We start from the raw sequence: 18,196 nt of genomic DNA, 5'->3' as shown, positions 1-18,196 counted from the left end.
TCCTCATAAAAAGTGACATATAAAACCTCTGATTTCACCAAATTTGTCAAATCGAGTCATGAAAAATTAATTAAATTCACGTATCATGCGCGCCAGAAATTAATACTTCTTGAGGCACAAGGTAATGTCGATTAAAAACGCTTTTTATGCACAATCTGGCGGTGTAACTGCTGTTATCAACGCATCTGCATGCGGAGTGATAGAAACAGCAAGAGCTAACAGCGATAAAATAGGTACTGTTTACGCTGGGCGAAATGGAATTATTGGCGCGCTTAGGGAAGAGCTGATTGATACCAGCCTCGAAACCAAAGAAGACATTGCCGCACTTCGCCACACCCCCAGTGGCGCCTTCGGTTCGTGCCGCTACAAGCTGAAAAACTTCGAAGAAAACAAGCGCGAGTATGAGCGCCTTATCGCAGTATTCCAGGCTCACAACATTGGTTATTTCTTTTATAACGGTGGCGGAGACTCTCAGGATACAGCGTATAAAGTGTCTCAACTAAGTGAAAAAATGGGTTACCCGATTACCTGTATCGGTGTGCCAAAAACAGTTGATAACGACCTTCCTTTTACTGACAACTGCCCAGGCTTCGGCTCTGTGGCGAAATATGTTGCTATTTCAACGCAGGAAGCCGCCATGGACATCGCATCCATGTGCGAGTCATCAACCAAGGTGTTTATCCTCGAAGTGATGGGGCGTCACGCAGGCTGGATTGCAGCAGCCGGTGGTTTGGCAGGTAAAAATTCTACCGAAGCACCACATATCATTCTGTTTCCTGAAGTTGCATTTGACCGCGAGAAGTTTCTCGCTCGCGTCGAAGACAGTGTTAAAAAGTATGGTTACTGTGTGGTCGTTGCTTCAGAAGGCGCACAATATGAAGATGGTCGTTTCGTTGCTGATGCAGGCCAGAAAGACGCCTTTGGACACACCCAGCTAGGCGGCGTTGCACCAGCGCTGGCTAATATGGTTAAACAAGCGTTAGGCTACAAATACCACTGGGCCGTTGCTGACTACCTTCAGCGCGCAGCACGTCACATATCCTCAGCAACCGATGTAGACCAGGCCTATGCAATGGGCAAAGCAGCGGTAGAGTTTGCAATTGAAGGCCGCAACGCGGTAATGCCGATCATCGTTCGTGAGCCCGGCGAACACTATAAGTGGACAATAGGCGAAGCACCTCTTAGCCAAGTAGCAAACCAAGAGAAGAAAATGCCTATTCACTACATTACCGATGACGGGTTTGGGATCACAGAAGAGTGCCGCCGTTACCTGGAACCACTTATTCGTGGTGAAGACTACCCTCCTTATCAACACAACGGTCTGCCTAAGTACGTCAAGTTGCAGAACACGTTGACTGAAAAGAAACTCAGCACTAGTTTTGATATATAGTTTTGATATATAGTTACGATGCACGTTTAGAAAGGGCTGCTCATTGAGTGGCCCTTTTTTATGCTTAACCATATCGCAAAGACCAAGTAAACCACTTCACTTCAACCTGTTTGTAACAAGGGGCGCGACCTGATGCATTTCTTTCAGGTCAGGGTATCGGCCTTGCGCCAGTCAAAGATATCATCAGCAGCTACCGCGGCAGTATTGAGCTTTCCCGCTCTTCACTAGGCGGGTTAGCGGTCAAACTTCAGCTATAAAGCTTAAATTGTACTAGCTATCAGAAGGGCTACTCTCTCTAATCATAATAGATGACACAAGCATCAAACCTTTCATCCACGCGGCCTTTTCGGCTTCCGAAAAAGGTCGATCGGAGATATCATCAAGCGCCTCTATCAACGTAGAGGCGACAATGTCATAGTCCTCTTGGCTAATATTCAAGTGCCTGTGCTTTCTCCCTAATATGAGTAGCTGCCCTTCAAGTGCTTCCAGGTACTCCAAGCCATTGATAACGACATTTAACATTGCAATGAATTTTACTCTCTGGAGTTCTTCTTTTCCCCTGAATAGCGGGCGATAATCTGGACGCTTTTTGAACAAAAGATCATAAAAGTGGGCAATAGCCGCTTCCTCTTTTCCAACCAACTTGTTCCAGCTAGATTGAATGATACCGATATCTTCATCATTCATTGAGATAGAGACCTTCCATGATTCAAGTGTGAGTTTGGTTATAAGACTAATTGTTTTGCTCTCCATTGCAACACATTGGATGCTTTAAAGCGCTCTCCTCTCTCTTCTCTCCGAAAACCGAAAGCAGATAATACAGTTTTAGCTGCTAACGTAAAAATTAGCAATAATTAAAACGAGTATCTGGCGCTCAACACGCAAGCTAGGCATTACACGACTCTGCCTCTCTCTCCTTTAGCCAAGTTGCCGTTTCATCCCATGCTATCGCTGGCATATAGGACTGAAAAAAACCAAAGTGGCCGATATTGTCCACACCATAGTCCTCTGCCTGCCTTACTACGACCTCTGTTTTTGCGCTTTTGTAATAACCGGCCAATGCCTCTACTGACTTGAGAGGCCCGTACATCAAATCATCTGCGATACAGTAAAACCGTATTTTATGGTCATACTTTTCAAACCCGTCTCTTACCGGAGCTCCTTTTCGATCCACAATGTAATGCCTGCTTCGGCACCAATACGCCCACTGCAAGGCAACGCCTTTAGGCAGATCTTCAGAGCCGAGAAGAACCCCGGGCATTCGCCCAAATAAGTACGTCGCAACAGGAATAGCAAAATACATCACACCGTAGAATTTTAGTTTCTCTACCCCGCTCCAGTGACCAATATAGCCACTTTGCGACGCAACCGCCAATACGGCCTTAATACTGTTATTGCTGGCGGCTAACCCTATTAGTTGACCGCCGACACTATGCACTACAGCGGTAAAGAATTTTTCAGGATAATACTCGTTTACCCACTGTATAACGCCCTCTAAGTCCTTTCTGCCCCAATCAGACATGGAAGGTGTTTTCCCCTTCCAGTTATCGCCTACCTTGCTGCCTCCAATACCACGATAGTCATAAGTCAAGACGGTAAAACCACGCTCGCATAGATGTATAGCATAAAGGTCATAGTAGCTGCGCTTAACACCGGTAGCAGAACAGACCATAACAAAGGTGTTGTTGGGTTGTGCTGGCAAATACAGTGTCGATGAAATTGGAAATTGGTCGGTCGCTAAAATACAGATGCTCTGTTTATTCATTGTCTGCCACCCCTTTTCAGCAATATCTCAAATCACTCAATCAAAACAAGGATATCGACAAAAATAGCCTCCAGACAAACGATAAAAATTCAGCTTCAAGTGACACTAAATCATCCGATAAATAAACCACTCCCCTTTCCAACTGGGTCTAACAAAACACACTCACTACTCATCACTCATCACAGATCAGCAAAAATACTTTTTATCCAGTCATTCACAGCTTTCACTCCAGCCGTTGGTTCTGTTCCTTTCGCTTCCCCGGAATTTTCCCGGTATACCAGATAAACTTTCTCGTCAGATGAAAGGCTCACATCAAACGGGGCAACCAGCGTCTTATTCTTGATTCGGGTTGGAATGCAGCGCACATCCATGAGTGTAAAACCCAACCCCTGTTCAGCAGCCTGAATCATAGATTGGATGCTATCCAGCCATAAGTCCTGTGCGTTGACCTCATAGGTAAACCCATTCTGCTTTGCCAAAATCGCCCATAGGCTTTTCAAATAGGCATTATGTATTAGAGGTTGACGAAGTAAGTCTTCAAACGAGCGAACATCATGCTGTTCTAAAAGCTCAGGCGAACAAAGTGGTGTAAGATTGACCGGCACTAACGCTTCACTTACCGTTCCCGGCCAGTCGCCTTTACCAATTCTTACAGCCACATCAATATTAGAGTTTTGAAAATCCAGGCTTTGAGAGGTAGAGCCAATCTTAAGCTCAATATTGGGATGTTGCTGCTTAAACCTTTTGAGTTGAGGCACCAATAGTTCAGTTGCAATAAATGGAAAGGTATTCAGGTTGACCGAGTTTTCCTGACCCGCGTGACATAACTTGTTGGTTGCTCGCTCAATGCTCCACAGCGCACTGTTTATTTCAGCAAAATAGAGCTTTCCCTCAGGCGTCAGATCAATAGCGCGATTATGCCGCAAAAACAGCTTTACAGAGAGGTACGCTTCAAGCTGTTTGATCTGGTGGCTTACAGCAGAGGGGGTTACGCAGAGTTCATCTGCGGCATTTTTAAAGCTCAGGTTTCTCGCCGCAGCTTCAAAGGTTCTTAATAACGGTAGTGAGGGCAGTTTTTTAAACATAAACCAAGACGTATCTAACCACTGAAAAGTGAAATCAGCCTATACTAAATAGAGTAAATTATCGAGACTCATATAGTTTGTGAGGGCTTATGCCGTACTTTACCATGCGAGACGGTAAGACACTCTTTGTTCGAATAGTTGGCACAGGCAAACCTTGCCTGGTGCTGCACGGGTTTGGGATGCACTCAGGTCACTGGCTGCCGTTCCTTGCTCCATTTCTCACTCAGCATCGCTTTATTATTCCCGACCTTAGAGGATTTGGGCAATCACACCTGACTTCTTACAACAAACCCTGTGTGCTCACCAACAATGTCGAGGATATCAACGATATTCTCGATCACTTAAGACTCGCGAAGGTTGGCCTGATTGGTATTTCAATGGGCGCGTTCACCGCACTTCAGCTGCACCGGTTAACCGGCTTTGACAGAATCCACCATTACCTCAACATAGATCAATCCCCCCTGGTTATTAACTCTGAACACTGGCAGTGGGGAATATTTGGCCAGCAAAGTGAAGCCCGGTTAAACCGGTTTAAGGATATTCTTTCAGTGATCAAAGAGTTCAGCCCCAACACGCCTTACGAGGCATTACCCCTCTATTTAAGAAAAGCGATGTGGAATGAATTGGGTAAGTTTATCGGTGCTGCCGTGCCACAGTTAGCATTAAAAAAAGCCGCACGAAAAATATGCAGAAAAGAGCGATTTATGAGATCGGTGATGCCTACCGACAACTGGTTTGCCTACATACGCTGTCTAGAATCTTACCTCAGTCAGGACTACGATATGCGCCCCTACCTAGCGGACATTGCTATACCCGTCACCTTGATGATGGGGCGAAAATCAGAAATGTACCCATGGCAGGGGCAGGCTTACATGCATCAGAAGATACCCCGGTCTGAAATCGTCATATTTGAAAAAAGCGGTCATATCCCTCTACTCAATGAACCTTTGCGTTTCACCGTAGAACTGGGGAGGTTCCTGAAATGAAGTGCTATAGACGCAGTAGACGATGCCAACCCTTTTCAGGTCACGGCAACAACACACTCCCGGTGCCATTAACCGTCACACTACATTCGCCGCCCCGATTCAATTTTAATCGGGGCAAGCCTCATTGAAGGCTGGCGGCTGAGAACCGTTTCCAACGTTACAATAACCTTTCCCAGGTCAAACGTAGAACGGGTTCCATAGGTTCCGTTTTTCTGGGCGTATGATTCGGCCTTCTGCTTTATTCGGTCAAGTAAACCTTTGGATGCTTGAATACGAGCCATGGTAAATCTCCATTTGGTTAATCAATGTCGATATTCTCGGCTAATAAATTCGTTAGGTATGTAAGTAATTACCTGTAAGTAGTTCTCAGTAAGTAGATATATGTAGAATGCACCCTTAGATTGGAGCCAGAGGGGAATGGCACTTACTTAAGCTTGTCATCCTCGCGAACGCGGGGATCCATAGGGTTGTAGACTCCGTTCCAAATGGATTCCCGCCTTCGCGGGAATGACTTTTGAGACTAGAGAATGACAGTAGTAGGTCATTATGCCTTAAGTAAGTGCAATTCAAGTCAAAGGGCAAAGATTCTATGGGGATACGGCGACCTGTTCAGCAACATGCTTATCAAACTCGGTGAAGCCGCCAATGTACTGCTGGCCAATAAAAATCTGTGGCACTGTTTCAACCTTTTTGCCCACCGTTTTCTCTAAGTCAGCCTGACTGATTCCTTCTTCAAGGATATCAATAAAGCGGTACTCAAATCCCTTGATCTCACAAAGCTGCTTTGCACGCTGGCAGAAACCACAGGCTGGTTTACCGAATATCGTTACTCTTTTCATCGCCATCTCCTAAACAGTTTAGTGAAAAGCACTTAAGCAACTCTGCTTGAGCACCTCTTAAAGTCAGTGAAAATATAGTATCGGATGCCAAAGAATAGAACTAATTAATAGTTTCAATATGCTTGATAGGGAATACCTAAATTTGGATTCAGTCACACAAAACTGACCGCTCGAAGATCTGCCAGAGCATTAACGAACCGTGATGCCAATCATAATAAGGCTTAGAGATTCATCCAGCACCGACTCCGAAATGCCCCCTTCGACACAGTCAAACCGGCGGTCAAGCATGAGGCTTGAAATACCATGCACCATCGCCCAAGTTGAGTTAGCGACAAGCAGCGGGTCTTTATTAACAAACTCACCTGAATCAATGCCGCGCTGCACCAGGCTGACAATAACCCTAAAAGCATTGCCTCCTGCCTCCTCAAGCTCTGGAAAATCATCGTCAGGTGAGAGCATGGGGCCAAACATTAGACGGTAAAGTTCCGGGTTATCCAATGCAAAGTGGATATATGACTTACCGGACATTTGCAGCGCATCTGCGGCTGAACATTCTGCTTTTAGCGTTGAGTGCGACGCATCGTATAGACGTCTGAACCCTTCCGTTGCCAGTGCAGCCAGCAGTGCAGTTTTATCTTCAAAATGCCGGTACGGTGCCGTTTGTGAAACGCCCACATCGCGCGCAAGTGCGCGCAGGCTGATTTTGTCTGGCCCGTGCAGTCGTAAATGCTCTAATGCCGTATCAAGCAGTGCTTGCTTAAGATTACCATGATGATATGGCTGAACCTGAGCGCCCATAATCTTTTCGTTCCTTTATTTTAGTCATCCCAATCCGGGGAAGTTTGCGATAACCATACTCAATCGTCAACTGAGTAGATTTACATAGTCACTCACAGATACCAATGGTCTGAGGTGCATTCAATTAAATGCCGATGCACGACAACTCATATTAACGTGTTTATAGTGAAAACATTGTTGACACTGATCACTTTAAAGCAATACTATGTTAGCACTGTTTACATAGCAAGTAATGAATGAGGGGTCTGTCATGTTTTCTAAAAAAATTTTTGGGGTGTTGCTTGTTTTCTCCTTCTCTCTACCAGCTGCACAGGCAGAGCAGCAGAGTAGCACCAGCCAGCCCACCGCTTTTCTGGTTGAAACGGCTGAAGTTAACTATTCAGCACGCGGGAAAAACGTTGATGCCAGCGGCAGACTCGCCAACAAGTCAGAGCAAAAACTGTCATTTAAAACCTCGGGGCCTGTCGCCAAGATTCTGGTGGATGAAGGTGATCGAGTAAAAAAAGGGCAGCTTTTGGCTCAACTCAACCAGGAAGAGATCAATGCACAAGTCGCTCAATCCCAATCGGTTTTTGACGAGGCCAAGCGCAACAATGCTCGCTACCAGGCATTATATGAAAAAGGGGTCGTCCCCGTTGAACAACTCCAGTCGGCCGAAACACGGCTCGAAGTCGCTCGTTCCAATTTGAGAATTGCCAAGTTCAACAAACAGCACTCGGTTATTGTTGCGCCCGATGATGGCCGCATTTTGAAGCGAGAGATTGAAGCAAATGAAATGATATCCCCTTTTCAGACTGCATTTGTCATGTCGATGAACAAGGGAGGCTGGGTTATACGCAGTGGCGTAACCGATAAAGATATCGTTCGAATTAACAAAGGTGACCAGACTACGATTCAGTTAGATGCTTACCCGGGCAAGTTACTTAAAGGCCATGTCTCAGAAGTCGGCGCAGCGGCAGACGCCAGAAGTCACTTGTTCGAAATAGAGGTCACGGTTGATACGACAGATTTGCGATTACATTCAGGCTTTATCAGCCGCTTGCTGATTGAGCCTTCACAGCAAGAGCCCGTCGCACTGCTACCTATCGAGGCCATTGTTGAAGCCAAGTCAGAAAAGGCACAGGTTTTTGTGCTCAACGAAGCATTCGAGGTGATTCAAAAAAACGTCGACATCGCGTGGCTTGAAAGTGGTTCTGTTGCCATAAAACCAGGGCTCGAAGAAGGCGTTTCAGTGGTGACCTCGGGCGCCACATACCTCCACGAAGGTGCTGTTGTATCAGTGTTCGGGCACCACTAGCCCGAACACACCTAAAAGTACAACGACTCAATTGATTTCGCTCTGCGTCCTACAGAGATCATACGACAATCCACAGAGATCATATAGCTGCTATGAACATTCCCTCACTTGCGATTAAAAACCACCAATTTACATTGGTGGTTATACTGCTGCTAGTCGCCCTCGGCACAGCCTCTCTGGCGAATATGCCCCGCTCGGAAGACCCTCAGTTTGACTTCCCGATGACAATGACAAGCGTGGTATATCCGGGCACAAACCCCGTCGATATGGAAAAACTGGTCGTCGATCCAATTGAGGATGCCATCAACGAACTGGAAGATATTCACGTAATCCGCACCGACATCGAAGATGGGGTCGCGATTATCCAAACCGAATTTATTTATGGCAGTGACCCTGACGAAAAATATGATGATGTGGTGGCAGCTATTGCCACCATTAGAGACGAGCTACCAGCCAATATTCGTCGGCTTAAAACCGACAAAGTATCCCCCGCCGATATCACTATATTGCAGCTCGCCGTTGCGTCTCCCAGTGCCAGTTACGGCGAGTTAAAACTCATCGCAGAACAACTGGAAAAGAAGCTTGAGCGCGTATCAGGTGTAAAACGCGTAGAGGTTAAAGCCTACCCTGAGCAACAAGTGCAAATTAAAGCGGACCTTATACGACTGGCCGCACTTGATATTTCGTTGGAGGAACTGGCGCAGTCGCTACGGGCTTCTGCTGCCAATATTCCTGGCGGACATGTCAATATTGGGCAACGGCGTTTCACGGTGCAAACCAGTGGTGACTTTAGCAATATTGATGAAATCAGACGCACAATCGTTCGATCTACTGGCGACCACGTTGTTTACGTTCAAGATGTTGCCGAGGTCGCATTTGGCGATGACCTGCCCAGCTACCTCGCGCGCCATCAGGGTGTCCGGTCGGTGTTTGTCACCGTGATTCAACGCAAAGGCAGCAACATCTTTGATATCACCAAAGCCCTGAACGAGGAAGTCGAGCGCTTTAAACCCTCCCTGCCTGACTCCATCAAGGTTGAAACCGTACTCGACCAGAGTGGCAGTGTTGACCAACGTGTCGGGGAGTTTTTTAACAACCTGCTACAAGGACTGTTATTGGTCGGTGTGGCTACCATTTTAGTGCTTGGATTCCGCGCATCGCTGGTAGTGGTGCTGGCTATCCCAATGTCTATCCTTATTGGCTTGGGGTGGCTGGATGTTTCGGGGTTTGGTATCCAGCAAATGTCAATCGCAGGTCTGGTCATCGCGTTAGGGCTATTAGTGGACAATGCCATCGTTGTCACTGAAAACGTCGGTCGTTTTATGCGCGAAGGTCATGACCGGCTAACCAGCGCGGTTAAAGGCTCATCACAGGTTGCCTGGGCGGTAGTCAGCGGCACGCTCACAACCATTCTGGCATTTTTCCCAATACTGTTACTCCCTAGCCACTCCGGTACGTTTATCAGATCAATGCCGGTCACCGTTGTAATTACACTTATCGCATCGCTCGTGATAGCCCTGATGCTGACACCACTGATGGCCAGCCGTGTACTTAAACAAGGCAACTGTGCCAAAAAAGCAAACAGCAATACTGACGAACCCGAGCAGGATGCCCCCTGGGTACTTAAACAAATACACCGCTTTGCCCATGGGCCATACCATCGTATGCTCTCGTTTTCACTTAAGCACCCATGGCTGATAATGGTTGCGTCAATTGCCATACTGCTATCAACGCTGTCACTATTTAAAGAGGTCGGGGTCAGTCTGTTTCCCAAAGCAGAGAAAGCACAAATTCTCGTTAATATCGAAACCGCCGAAGGCTCAAGCTTTGACAAGACCTATGCGTTAGCCGTCGATGTTGAAAAGATAATAGCCAAACACCCTCAGGTGACCAGCGTGACCACCAACATAGGTAAGGGCAATCCACGGGTTTATTACAATATTACTCCTAAGCGCGAAGTGCCAAATTATGCGCAGATATATGTCCAGTTAGAGGACACCCGACAGTACCGGGATGTGGAAGCGTTTATATCGACCCTGCGAGAAGAGTTTAAAGTGCTGCCCGCCGCAAGAGTCACCGTGCAAGAGTTTATGCAAGGGCCTCCGTATGTTGCGCCTATAGCAGTTAGAATCATGGGCGAAGACCTCGAAGCCTTGCGCACGGTTGCTGTTGATATTGAAAATCTGGTCAAGGAAACTGAAGGCACGGTTAATGTTGATAACCCTGTCGCTCGCCATAAAGTTGATATTCGAATCAATATAAACCGGGATAAAGCCGCCCGCTTGCAGATCCCGATTCACGCTATTGATCAGGCGATCCGCACCGCACTGGTCGGCCAAACCATCGGCTCATACAGGGATGAACATGGCGAGGATTACGCCATTGTTATCCGCAGTGCAGGTTCAAAAACACCTCACTTCGACGCGCTAAGAGATGTAAACCTAAAATCTCCCGTGGGTGGAATGATCATGCTCGGCCATCTGGTTGATATCGAAATGAAAAGCATCATTCCTCGCTTTCAACATCACAACCTGGAGCGCATGGCAAGGGTCACCGCTGATGTTAATACTGGCTATCAGACCGAAGCGGTCACCAATGCCATCATTGCAAAGCTTGATCAATACAGCTGGCCAGATGGGGTGCATTATATTATCGGTGGCGAGCAAGAAAACCGTAAAGAGTCATTCGGGGGGATGCTGCAAGCGTTAATCATCGCCCTACTCGGAATTTTCGCCGTGCTGGTGCTACAGTTCAGATCATTTATTCAGCCGTTAATTATTTTTGCCGCCATTCCTTTCGCGATTACTGGCGCAATACTCGGGTTATGGATTACCGGTTACACGTTTTCATTCACCGCATTTATCGGCCTGACCTCGCTGGTCGGAATAGTCGTCAATAACTCCATAATACTGGTGGACTACGCAAACCAGTTAAGAGGTTCAATTTCTAACAACCGCATCGCCGAGAGCAAACAGGATATCGCCAAGGCGATTATAGCGTCAGGGAAAACGCGCCTGTTGCCTATTCTGCTCACCACCATGACTACCATCGGCGGCTTACTACCGTTAACATTAAGCGGTTCATCTATGTGGTCTCCCATGGGCTGGGCTATTATTGGGGGGTTAGTCGTCTCTACATTGCTGACATTATTAGTCGTACCTGTGCTTTACCAGTGGCTTACAAAACCTGAGCCATTGGCTGAAGGCAGAGGCAGAGGAACAACCCAACACTCTCTCATTTAAACACTCACTGATAAATCAACACGATGCTTGAACAATGAAAAACGACCTGTCACATATCGAGAACGTAGTATTTGCCGGCGGTGGAAACCGCTGCTTCTGGCAAGCAGGACTCTGGGATGTTATCGCTGAGCCGCTTAACCTGAAGCCTAAAAGAGTCGTCTCCGTCAGTGCCGGCTCTGCCATGTCATGCGGTATTCTTGCCGGGCAATCCCATGAATGTTTGAGGGTTGTTAAAGCAACGACTGCCAGCAATGCCAAAAACCGTTATTTAGGTAACCTGTTTAAGGCTGCTCCGGTTTTTCCCCATGAACGCCTGTATCGCGAGATGGTCTTGGAGATCATGCAGGGGGACGCTTTTGCCCGACTGAAAAGCGGCCCAACCAATGCCATTCAGGTCGCTAGAATTCCACGCTGGCTCGGGCCAAAAAGTGCCGTGGCGATTGGTCTAATGGCATACCAGTTAGAGAAGAAAATTAAAGAGCCTGTTCACCCCACCTATGGCCGGAAGCTGGGATTTAAGTCTGAGTTTATTAATGCGAGTGACTGCAACACCCCCGAAGAGCTGACCGACCTAATTCTGTCATCGTCCTGCACCCCTCCGATGACGCCAATTATGTACCTGGACAATAAACCCGCGCTCGATGGCGGCCTATTCGACAATGCGCCGGTACATGGGGTGCCAGAAAATAGCGGAGAAACACTGATTCTGCTAACACGCCCCTATCGCTATATCCCGCCCGTTACTGGCAGAATCTATCTATCTCCTTCAGAAAAGCCTCCCGTTGACAGTTGGGACTACACCAACCCAAGCGGTATTCAGCGCACCTTCGATCTGGGCCGCCGCGATGGAGAAGCGCTGTTAAAAACCATCTCTGGATAGCTCAGAGCCTGGCGGATGGATTCAAACCCGTTATTTGTCCTGCCACTTTATAGCCGGTAGAACAAATAACGCCGTACAAAGACCGCTATAAGTTTGCTACAATGCGCTCGAAGAACAAAAATGATTACTCAAGGAGCTGAGGCACTATGAGTCACTGTTTGTCGTTGAAGCCTAACCTCCCTGCGTAAACCAATCGTTTAACTACACTCTCCTCCACAAAAAACGAGACCCACATATGAAAAAGTTAATTTCAGGCCTGGCCTTATTGGCTGCGTCAGTCCCTAACGTCAACGCAGACGAAATTGATAGCGGTTTCTACATCTTCCCTTCTATCGGCTACTTTCTTCTCGACAATAACCGGGAAGCAGATGATGCACCGACAGCAACCTTCGCTGCGGGTTATCAGTTCAACAACCGTTTCTCCACAGAAGCCGCCTACGGCATCATCAACTCAGAGTCTGATATCACCGGTAAAGACATCGATGGCACCTATTACCACGTAGACGGTCTCTACCATTTGAACGACGATACCGACATTCAGCCTTATGTTGTGGCAGGTATCGGTAACATGGATCTTGACGTAGAAGGTACTGAAAACGATGACGAAACCAGCTACAACGCAGGTGCCGGATTCAGACGCCATTTTACTGAAAACCTGTCTCTTCGAGCAGAAGCCAGAATGTTTTACGGTCACGACTCGAACAACAAAGATACCTTGCTGAATGTTGGTTTAGTTTATCTGTTTGGAGGAAGCTCTTCTTCAAGCTACGAAGAAGAGGTCGACTATGACAGTGATGGCGACGGCGTATTAGATAGTGATGACCAGTGCCCGAACACTGAAGCAGGTGCAAACGTTGATAGCGCAGGCTGTGTAATTGTTGCTGCTGTGGTAAAAAAGGATAGCGATAACGATGGCATAGAAGACAGCCTGGATCAGTGCCCTAACACCCCAGCAGGACGCACCGTCGATGCCAAAGGTTGTGAGCTTGATGCCGATCAGGATGGTGTTGTAGATGGTGCAGATAACTGCCCAGACACGCCAGCAGAAGCGAAAGTGGACGAAAAAGGGTGTCAGTTAGTTATTGCAGAAACGGTAACACAGACGCTTAATGTTCAATTCCCCAACAACTCCTCTGTTGTACCTAATAGCGCAAAGTCTGACATTAAAGAACTTGCAGTATTTATGACCTCTTACCCTTCTACAAAAGTGACGATTGAAGGTCACTCCGATAGCACAGGTGAAGCAAAATACAACCAGTACCTTTCTGAAAGACGTGCAAAATCTATCGCTAAAGTACTGGTAGACGAATACGGTATAGATAGTTCTCGCGTAGATGCGGTGGGTTATGGTGAAGAGAAACCCATCGCTGATAACAGCACGGCTGCAGGACGTAAAGAGAACCGCCGGGTAGTTGCGGTTATTGAAGCGACCAAGAAAAGCTAGGCTTTGTAATCAAGCTGATCAGCCAACGCGCAGCGCCTGTTGCGCGTTGGCTTAACAGTACAAATAAGCGCTATTTGCCTGTTTGCCCCCTTCTCTTTCTACTGCATTTCTATCTAAACCCGCACGCTATCTGAATACCTTCAATCGCATGACCAGCACCAGAAAAACACCCACGATGACGCCATACAAATGGGCATCAACTGCGACAGGGCCGGATACCCACTGGGTCATAAATGATATATCGCCATTAATCTGCTCCATTACGACTTTAAACACCGTTAAACCCAGAGCAAAGAGTCGGAAGATCATCGGATAGCTGGTATCCGTCGCAATCGCATAGACCACCAACGCATATAGGCTGCCGGAAAGCCCTACATACCAGCGGATACCTGGGCTGAAAAACCACATCAAAAGGCTAATTAATAACGACGCCACAAGCCACAAACAGAGCGTTCGTGACGGTTTTCCAAGCGGCCTGAACAACGCCAATAACAACGCGAGGCACAGGCCATTCATTAGCAGGTGCCTCCAGTTCAAATGGTCAAGATGGCCCGTCAATACCCTCCACCACTCTCCTGCGGCTATCGCCCCTCGGTGATAACGAGCATCAAACAAATTGAAGTGATCCAGCCCTTCAACAATAATGGCTGGCACTAACAATGCCAATAAAATGGTAAGCGCCTGCTTAGGCCCGACTTGCAGAATTCTCATGTAGTTCTCGTGCTGCTCTCGTGTGATCTGTATAAATATTGCTATGGCTTATTTTGCGGGCCAGCGTAGCACAAAACGCGCGCCACCGAGAACACTGTCGGTTACCGTAACGGTTCCACCGTGCAAGGCTGAATTAAGGAAGGCTGTGTACAGCTCTATCGAGCTTTTGTATCAGATTGTACAAATTTGAATTACGTTAACCTTAAGGCTCACTGGCTAAGCGTGAGAGAATCGTTGCCATCTGGGCATTGCGCTGCTCGCCAAACCCTAGTTTTTTTGCCCAATCGTGACCAATGATCATACACATCATGGTATAGGCAACGCGGTCACCGTTGTTTACCCCTGCCATCTTAAGGTACTGAGCAATCTCATTAAAAAAGAACTGGTAAATATTCGACATCTGTTCGAATGTTTGAGCGCTATGCCCGCCCTGGCCAATCAGCGCAAAGAACACTTCATTCTGTAAGCTGACTTGATGAAAGTCTTCCGAACACAAAAAACTGATCATTTTCTCTAATGAAGGTGAGGCGTCATCCGCCGTAAACTGCTGCAACGCGGACATGTATCTATTAACAACCCGCTCTAAAAAAGCAGTCAACATCTCTTCTCCACCCGAGAAGTAGTGATGAATCATCGGCTGGTTCATGTCTGCTTCTTTAGCAATTTTTCGTTGAGAAGCATTGGCATAACCTTCTCTTAGTATCACTCGCTCGAATGCATCCAGAATAATTTTTCTTTTTTCTTCAGACTTACTGTGGCGACCCATAGCTACTGCTGGCCCTTAATATGAGTGGGAGAGTGATTATATACATTGTCAAAACACGATGATATGATTCGTTTATATATTTATCAATCGATAAATATATAAAAAAATACAACAGATTAAGCAGGACAATAATAATGACAAGGAAAACGATACTCTCGGCTGTTGGATTGGTTATCGCTTCATTCGCGGTATTAACGGCGCTCAACTATGCAACAGCCAAAAGGCTTTATCACTCACTGACCCTCTTTAATGAAAGCGTTATCGTCGAGAACTTTTCAAATATGAGCGACATATTTGAGACAGTCGAAATTGAAAAAACAGCGCCTGAACATAAATTCGGTCAAGCCTATCAACCGCTGCCAAAAACCTATTTATACAAAGGGGAAAAAAGGGATACCGAGAACTTTTTAGAAAAAACCAGTACCACCGCACTGGTTGTCATAAGAAACAACGATATTATGTTTGAAAACTACTATCGTGGCACAACCGAGAGCGATCGCCGCATATCCTGGTCGACAGCAAAATCATTCCTTTCCGCTATTTTTGGGGTCGCCGTTGCAGAGGGCCATATAGCTAGCCTGCAAGATCCTGTTACTCAATACGTCCCCGAGCTGAAAGGCTCAGGCTACGACGGCGTATCAATAAAAAACGTACTTCAAATGTCCAGCGGCGTCAGGTTTGATGAAGACTATGGTCGATTCAATTCAGATATTAACCGCTTCGGAAGAACCATGGCATTAGGTGGCTCGTTTGACGACTTCGCAGCGTCGCTTGAAAAAGAGCGAGAACAGGGTGAGTACCTGCATTATGTCAGCATCGACACCCATGTGTTAGGCATGGTTTTGCGTAATGCCACCGGCAGAGAGATCGCCGATTACTTCAATGAGAAGCTATGGTCGCAAATAGGCGCCGAAGACAGCGCACTGTACATTGTTGACTCCTACAATGAACCGATGGTGCTAGGCGGGCTTAACCTGCGCACCCGTGACTACGCCAGATTTGGCAAGTTATTCCTTGATAATGGGCAGTGGAATGGGAAACAGATTATCCCCGCAAAATGGGTTACTGAATCAACGACACCTGACGCGCCACATTTAAAACCAGGCAAGCGAGATAGTTCAGATATCAATTTGGGATACGGCTATCAATGGTGGATTCCAGAAAATGCCGATCAGGAGTTTATGGCGATAGGGATCTACGATCAGTATATTTATGTAAACCAAAAAGCAGGCGTTGTGATTGTTAAGAACTCAGCCAACATCAACTTCATGGATAACGGTTTCGAATCCGCCACCGAAACAGTTGAAGTATTCAGATCTATTGTTGCGACTTTATAACGAAAAGGGGCTTGGCATAAGGGTGCACTTGGCACCCTTGGTTAACAAAGGGTTAATCAGACAGGTAGTACTGAACCGTTGAAACAACACGAACCTTTTTAATATGGGGGTTGTTTTTATCTCTGGCGCTGATACTAAACTGTCCCTGAGACGCTTTTTTGATTTTGCCCAGTTTACTGTCGGAATCTGACGCAAATTTTTCTGCCACCTCTCTTGCTTTCCTGGTGGCCTCCTCAATCATTTCGGGTTTAACTTCATTTAAACGGGTAAAAATATACTCCGTTTGTGATTGGTAGTTACCCCCACTGAAAACAATGCCCTGCTTCCCCAAGGTTGATAACGTGCCCATCACATTTATAACGGCTTCGATATTTTTTGAATAAACCGTCACCGTTTGCAGCGCCGAGTAGCGAAACTCAGGTTTAGCATTCCCCCCATACTGCTGGGCAGATTTATCAGTAATAGCAGGCGATGAAAATGTAATTTCATCAAGGCTGATTCCACTCTGACCGAGAAAGTCCTTAATTTTTTGAGTGCTGCTTTCAATCGAGCTGTAAAGCGTCTCCAGGTCGTTGCCTGCGGCGGTAAACTGAATAGGCCAGATAACAATATCCGCCTTAAATTCTCGTTCAGATAAACCTTTCACGGTGACACTTCGGTCAAACTGCTTGAACTCAATTGCCGCATTGCCAAGCAAATAGCCTAGTGATGACAAACCGATGAAAATGAATACGCCCAGAATAAAGGCATTTGCCTTGCTATGCTGCTCCATATGACTCTCCACAATACAGGAATAAAGACCCTTCTCAGCAAACAGCGTTTAGTTGCTTATTCTGCACAGGGTCATAGTAGGATTAACTAACACTATAGCGTAAATACGACTCAGTGAAGACAACAATCCCGACTGAAAACCATCTCCAGTACTAACGGCTGGAGACGTTTGTTCTGCACCGGCCAAGGCCAATGTTTACTTCTGAAGCAGCCACACCCTCTCTACGGCTGCTGCCTTACCTTTTAATCCACCCGATACCTGACTGCTTTCAAGTAACAGCAACCGATAACTACCGTCATAGTGCTGCTTTACTTCTTCGTCACAAATTGAGAACGGAGGCCCTGGCATCACTAGCTGATCATATTCGTAGCAGATCATCAATTGGGGAGCGGTTCCAGTTATCGTTATCAGGTGTGATGTATATTGCTGTCTCATATGTTCAGGCAACGCTACCAGAGCCGCCCGATCATATATGGCATCAACTTGACCAAGCTGTGCGGCTGTCACTGAAAAGATATCGCCTACATAGATATCAATACCCTCACCATGGTAATGGATTAAATCACCAACCTCTGAAATTTCGGGCTCGATTTCAAGGTCACTAAACAGCTCTTTAATCGCTAACTCGCTCAGTTCAGCACCCACCACCTGATAGCCCTGAGTTAACAACCAGGCAATATCACGGGTTTTGCCACATAACGGCACAAATACCTTGCTGCCTTTTTCAAGATTCAACTTTGCAAAATACTGAACAAGCAACGCATTTGCCTGACCTTCATGAAAAGCAATTTCACCCAACTCCCATCTCTGATGCCAAAATGATGCTTCCATATTTACCCCTCCTAAATTCAATGATTCAATCATATATCGCAACCAGAGTAACG

17 protein-coding genes are annotated in these 18,196 nt (G+C 46.6%); 7 read left to right on the top strand and 10 right to left on the bottom strand.

Features of this window, described 5'->3' with window-relative positions; all coding sequences use genetic code 11:
• Positions 1–124 precede the first annotated feature (124 nt).
• A complete protein-coding gene (locus tag MY523_RS01160) occupies positions 125–1,390 on the top strand; it encodes a 6-phosphofructokinase (protein ID WP_250656979.1) in 1,266 nt (421 codons plus the stop codon).
• A gap of 270 nt (positions 1,391–1,660) precedes the next feature.
• Here MY523_RS01160 and MY523_RS01155 read toward each other — a convergent pair whose 3' ends face one another.
• The 3 genes from MY523_RS01155 to MY523_RS01145 all read right to left on the bottom strand — a co-directional run bounded on the left by MY523_RS01155 (position 1,661) and on the right by MY523_RS01145 (position 4,240).
• Positions 1,661–2,143, bottom strand: coding sequence for a globin domain-containing protein (locus tag MY523_RS01155; protein WP_250656978.1), 483 nt, complete (start codon positions 2,141–2,143; stop codon positions 1,661–1,663).
• A 133-nt stretch (positions 2,144–2,276) separates the two neighbouring features.
• Positions 2,277–3,155, bottom strand: a complete 879-nt coding sequence (locus MY523_RS01150) for an alpha/beta hydrolase family protein (RefSeq protein ID WP_250656977.1) — start codon at positions 3,153–3,155, stop codon at positions 2,277–2,279.
• Positions 3,156–3,334: 179 nt separating this feature from the next.
• Positions 3,335–4,240, bottom strand: coding sequence for a LysR substrate-binding domain-containing protein (locus MY523_RS01145; RefSeq protein ID WP_250656976.1), 906 nt, complete (start codon positions 4,238–4,240; stop codon positions 3,335–3,337).
• Positions 4,241–4,329: 89 nt separating this feature from the next.
• Between MY523_RS01145 and MY523_RS01140 the strand changes: the two genes are divergently transcribed.
• Positions 4,330–5,226, top strand: coding sequence for an alpha/beta fold hydrolase (locus MY523_RS01140; protein WP_250656975.1), 897 nt, complete (start codon positions 4,330–4,332; stop codon positions 5,224–5,226).
• An 80-nt stretch (positions 5,227–5,306) separates the two neighbouring features.
• Here the strand turns inward: MY523_RS01140 and MY523_RS01135 are convergent, their stop codons facing one another.
• From MY523_RS01135 to MY523_RS01125, 3 genes are all read right to left on the bottom strand, one after another.
• Positions 5,307–5,507, bottom strand: coding sequence for a hypothetical protein (locus tag MY523_RS01135; RefSeq protein WP_250656974.1), 201 nt, complete (start codon positions 5,505–5,507; stop codon positions 5,307–5,309).
• Positions 5,508–5,813: 306 nt separating this feature from the next.
• Positions 5,814–6,065, bottom strand: a complete 252-nt coding sequence (locus MY523_RS01130; RefSeq protein ID WP_250656973.1) for a GrxA family glutaredoxin — start codon at positions 6,063–6,065, stop codon at positions 5,814–5,816.
• 189 nt (positions 6,066–6,254) lie between these two features.
• On the bottom strand, positions 6,255–6,863 hold the full coding sequence (locus tag MY523_RS01125) for a TetR/AcrR family transcriptional regulator (protein ID WP_250656972.1): 609 nt from the start codon (positions 6,861–6,863) through the stop codon (positions 6,255–6,257).
• Positions 6,864–7,113: 250 nt separating this feature from the next.
• Between MY523_RS01125 and MY523_RS01120 the strand changes: the two genes are divergently transcribed.
• From MY523_RS01120 to MY523_RS01105, 4 genes are all read left to right on the top strand, one after another.
• The gene (locus MY523_RS01120) at positions 7,114–8,160 is read left to right on the top strand and encodes an efflux RND transporter periplasmic adaptor subunit (RefSeq protein WP_250656971.1); all 1,047 of its coding nucleotides are present in this window, start codon (positions 7,114–7,116) and stop codon (positions 8,158–8,160) included.
• Between the two features lie 92 nt (positions 8,161–8,252).
• A complete protein-coding gene (locus tag MY523_RS01115; protein WP_250656970.1) occupies positions 8,253–11,402 on the top strand; it encodes an efflux RND transporter permease subunit in 3,150 nt (1,049 codons plus the stop codon).
• Between the two features lie 34 nt (positions 11,403–11,436).
• Complete coding sequence (locus tag MY523_RS01110) at positions 11,437–12,282, top strand: patatin-like phospholipase family protein (protein WP_250656969.1); 846 nt, start codon at positions 11,437–11,439, stop codon at positions 12,280–12,282.
• A 235-nt stretch (positions 12,283–12,517) separates the two neighbouring features.
• Positions 12,518–13,726: an OmpA family protein gene (locus MY523_RS01105; protein ID WP_250656968.1), complete on the top strand. Its 1,209-nt coding sequence runs from the start codon at positions 12,518–12,520 to the stop codon at positions 13,724–13,726.
• 126 nt (positions 13,727–13,852) lie between these two features.
• Here the strand turns inward: MY523_RS01105 and rrtA are convergent, their stop codons facing one another.
• On the bottom strand, positions 13,853–14,437 hold the full coding sequence (rrtA, locus tag MY523_RS01100) for a rhombosortase (protein ID WP_250656967.1): 585 nt from the start codon (positions 14,435–14,437) through the stop codon (positions 13,853–13,855).
• Positions 14,438–14,639: 202 nt separating this feature from the next.
• Complete coding sequence (locus tag MY523_RS01095) at positions 14,640–15,203, bottom strand: TetR/AcrR family transcriptional regulator (RefSeq protein ID WP_250656966.1); 564 nt, start codon at positions 15,201–15,203, stop codon at positions 14,640–14,642.
• A 134-nt stretch (positions 15,204–15,337) separates the two neighbouring features.
• Between MY523_RS01095 and MY523_RS01090 the strand changes: the two genes are divergently transcribed.
• Positions 15,338–16,540, top strand: a complete 1,203-nt coding sequence (locus MY523_RS01090) for a serine hydrolase domain-containing protein (RefSeq protein WP_250656965.1) — start codon at positions 15,338–15,340, stop codon at positions 16,538–16,540.
• A 52-nt stretch (positions 16,541–16,592) separates the two neighbouring features.
• On the opposite strand, the gene MY523_RS01085 is transcribed toward MY523_RS01090, so the two are convergent.
• Both MY523_RS01085 and tmpT read right to left on the bottom strand, forming a co-directional pair.
• Positions 16,593–17,312 carry an SIMPL domain-containing protein gene (locus MY523_RS01085; protein ID WP_250656964.1) on the bottom strand — a complete coding sequence of 240 codons (720 nt, stop codon included), beginning with the start codon at positions 17,310–17,312 and terminating at the stop codon, positions 16,593–16,595.
• Positions 17,313–17,507: 195 nt separating this feature from the next.
• Positions 17,508–18,143, bottom strand: a complete 636-nt coding sequence (gene tmpT, locus MY523_RS01080; protein WP_250656963.1) for a thiopurine S-methyltransferase — start codon at positions 18,141–18,143, stop codon at positions 17,508–17,510.
• Positions 18,144–18,196: the final 53 nt, after the last annotated feature.

This window comes from Alkalimarinus coralli, from assembly GCF_023650515.1.
In the GTDB taxonomy this organism is placed as follows: Bacteria; Pseudomonadota; Gammaproteobacteria; order Pseudomonadales; family Oleiphilaceae; genus Alkalimarinus; species Alkalimarinus coralli.
Note: the sequence above shows the minus strand (reverse complement) of the source record. Positions and strands in the feature narration are given on the sequence as shown.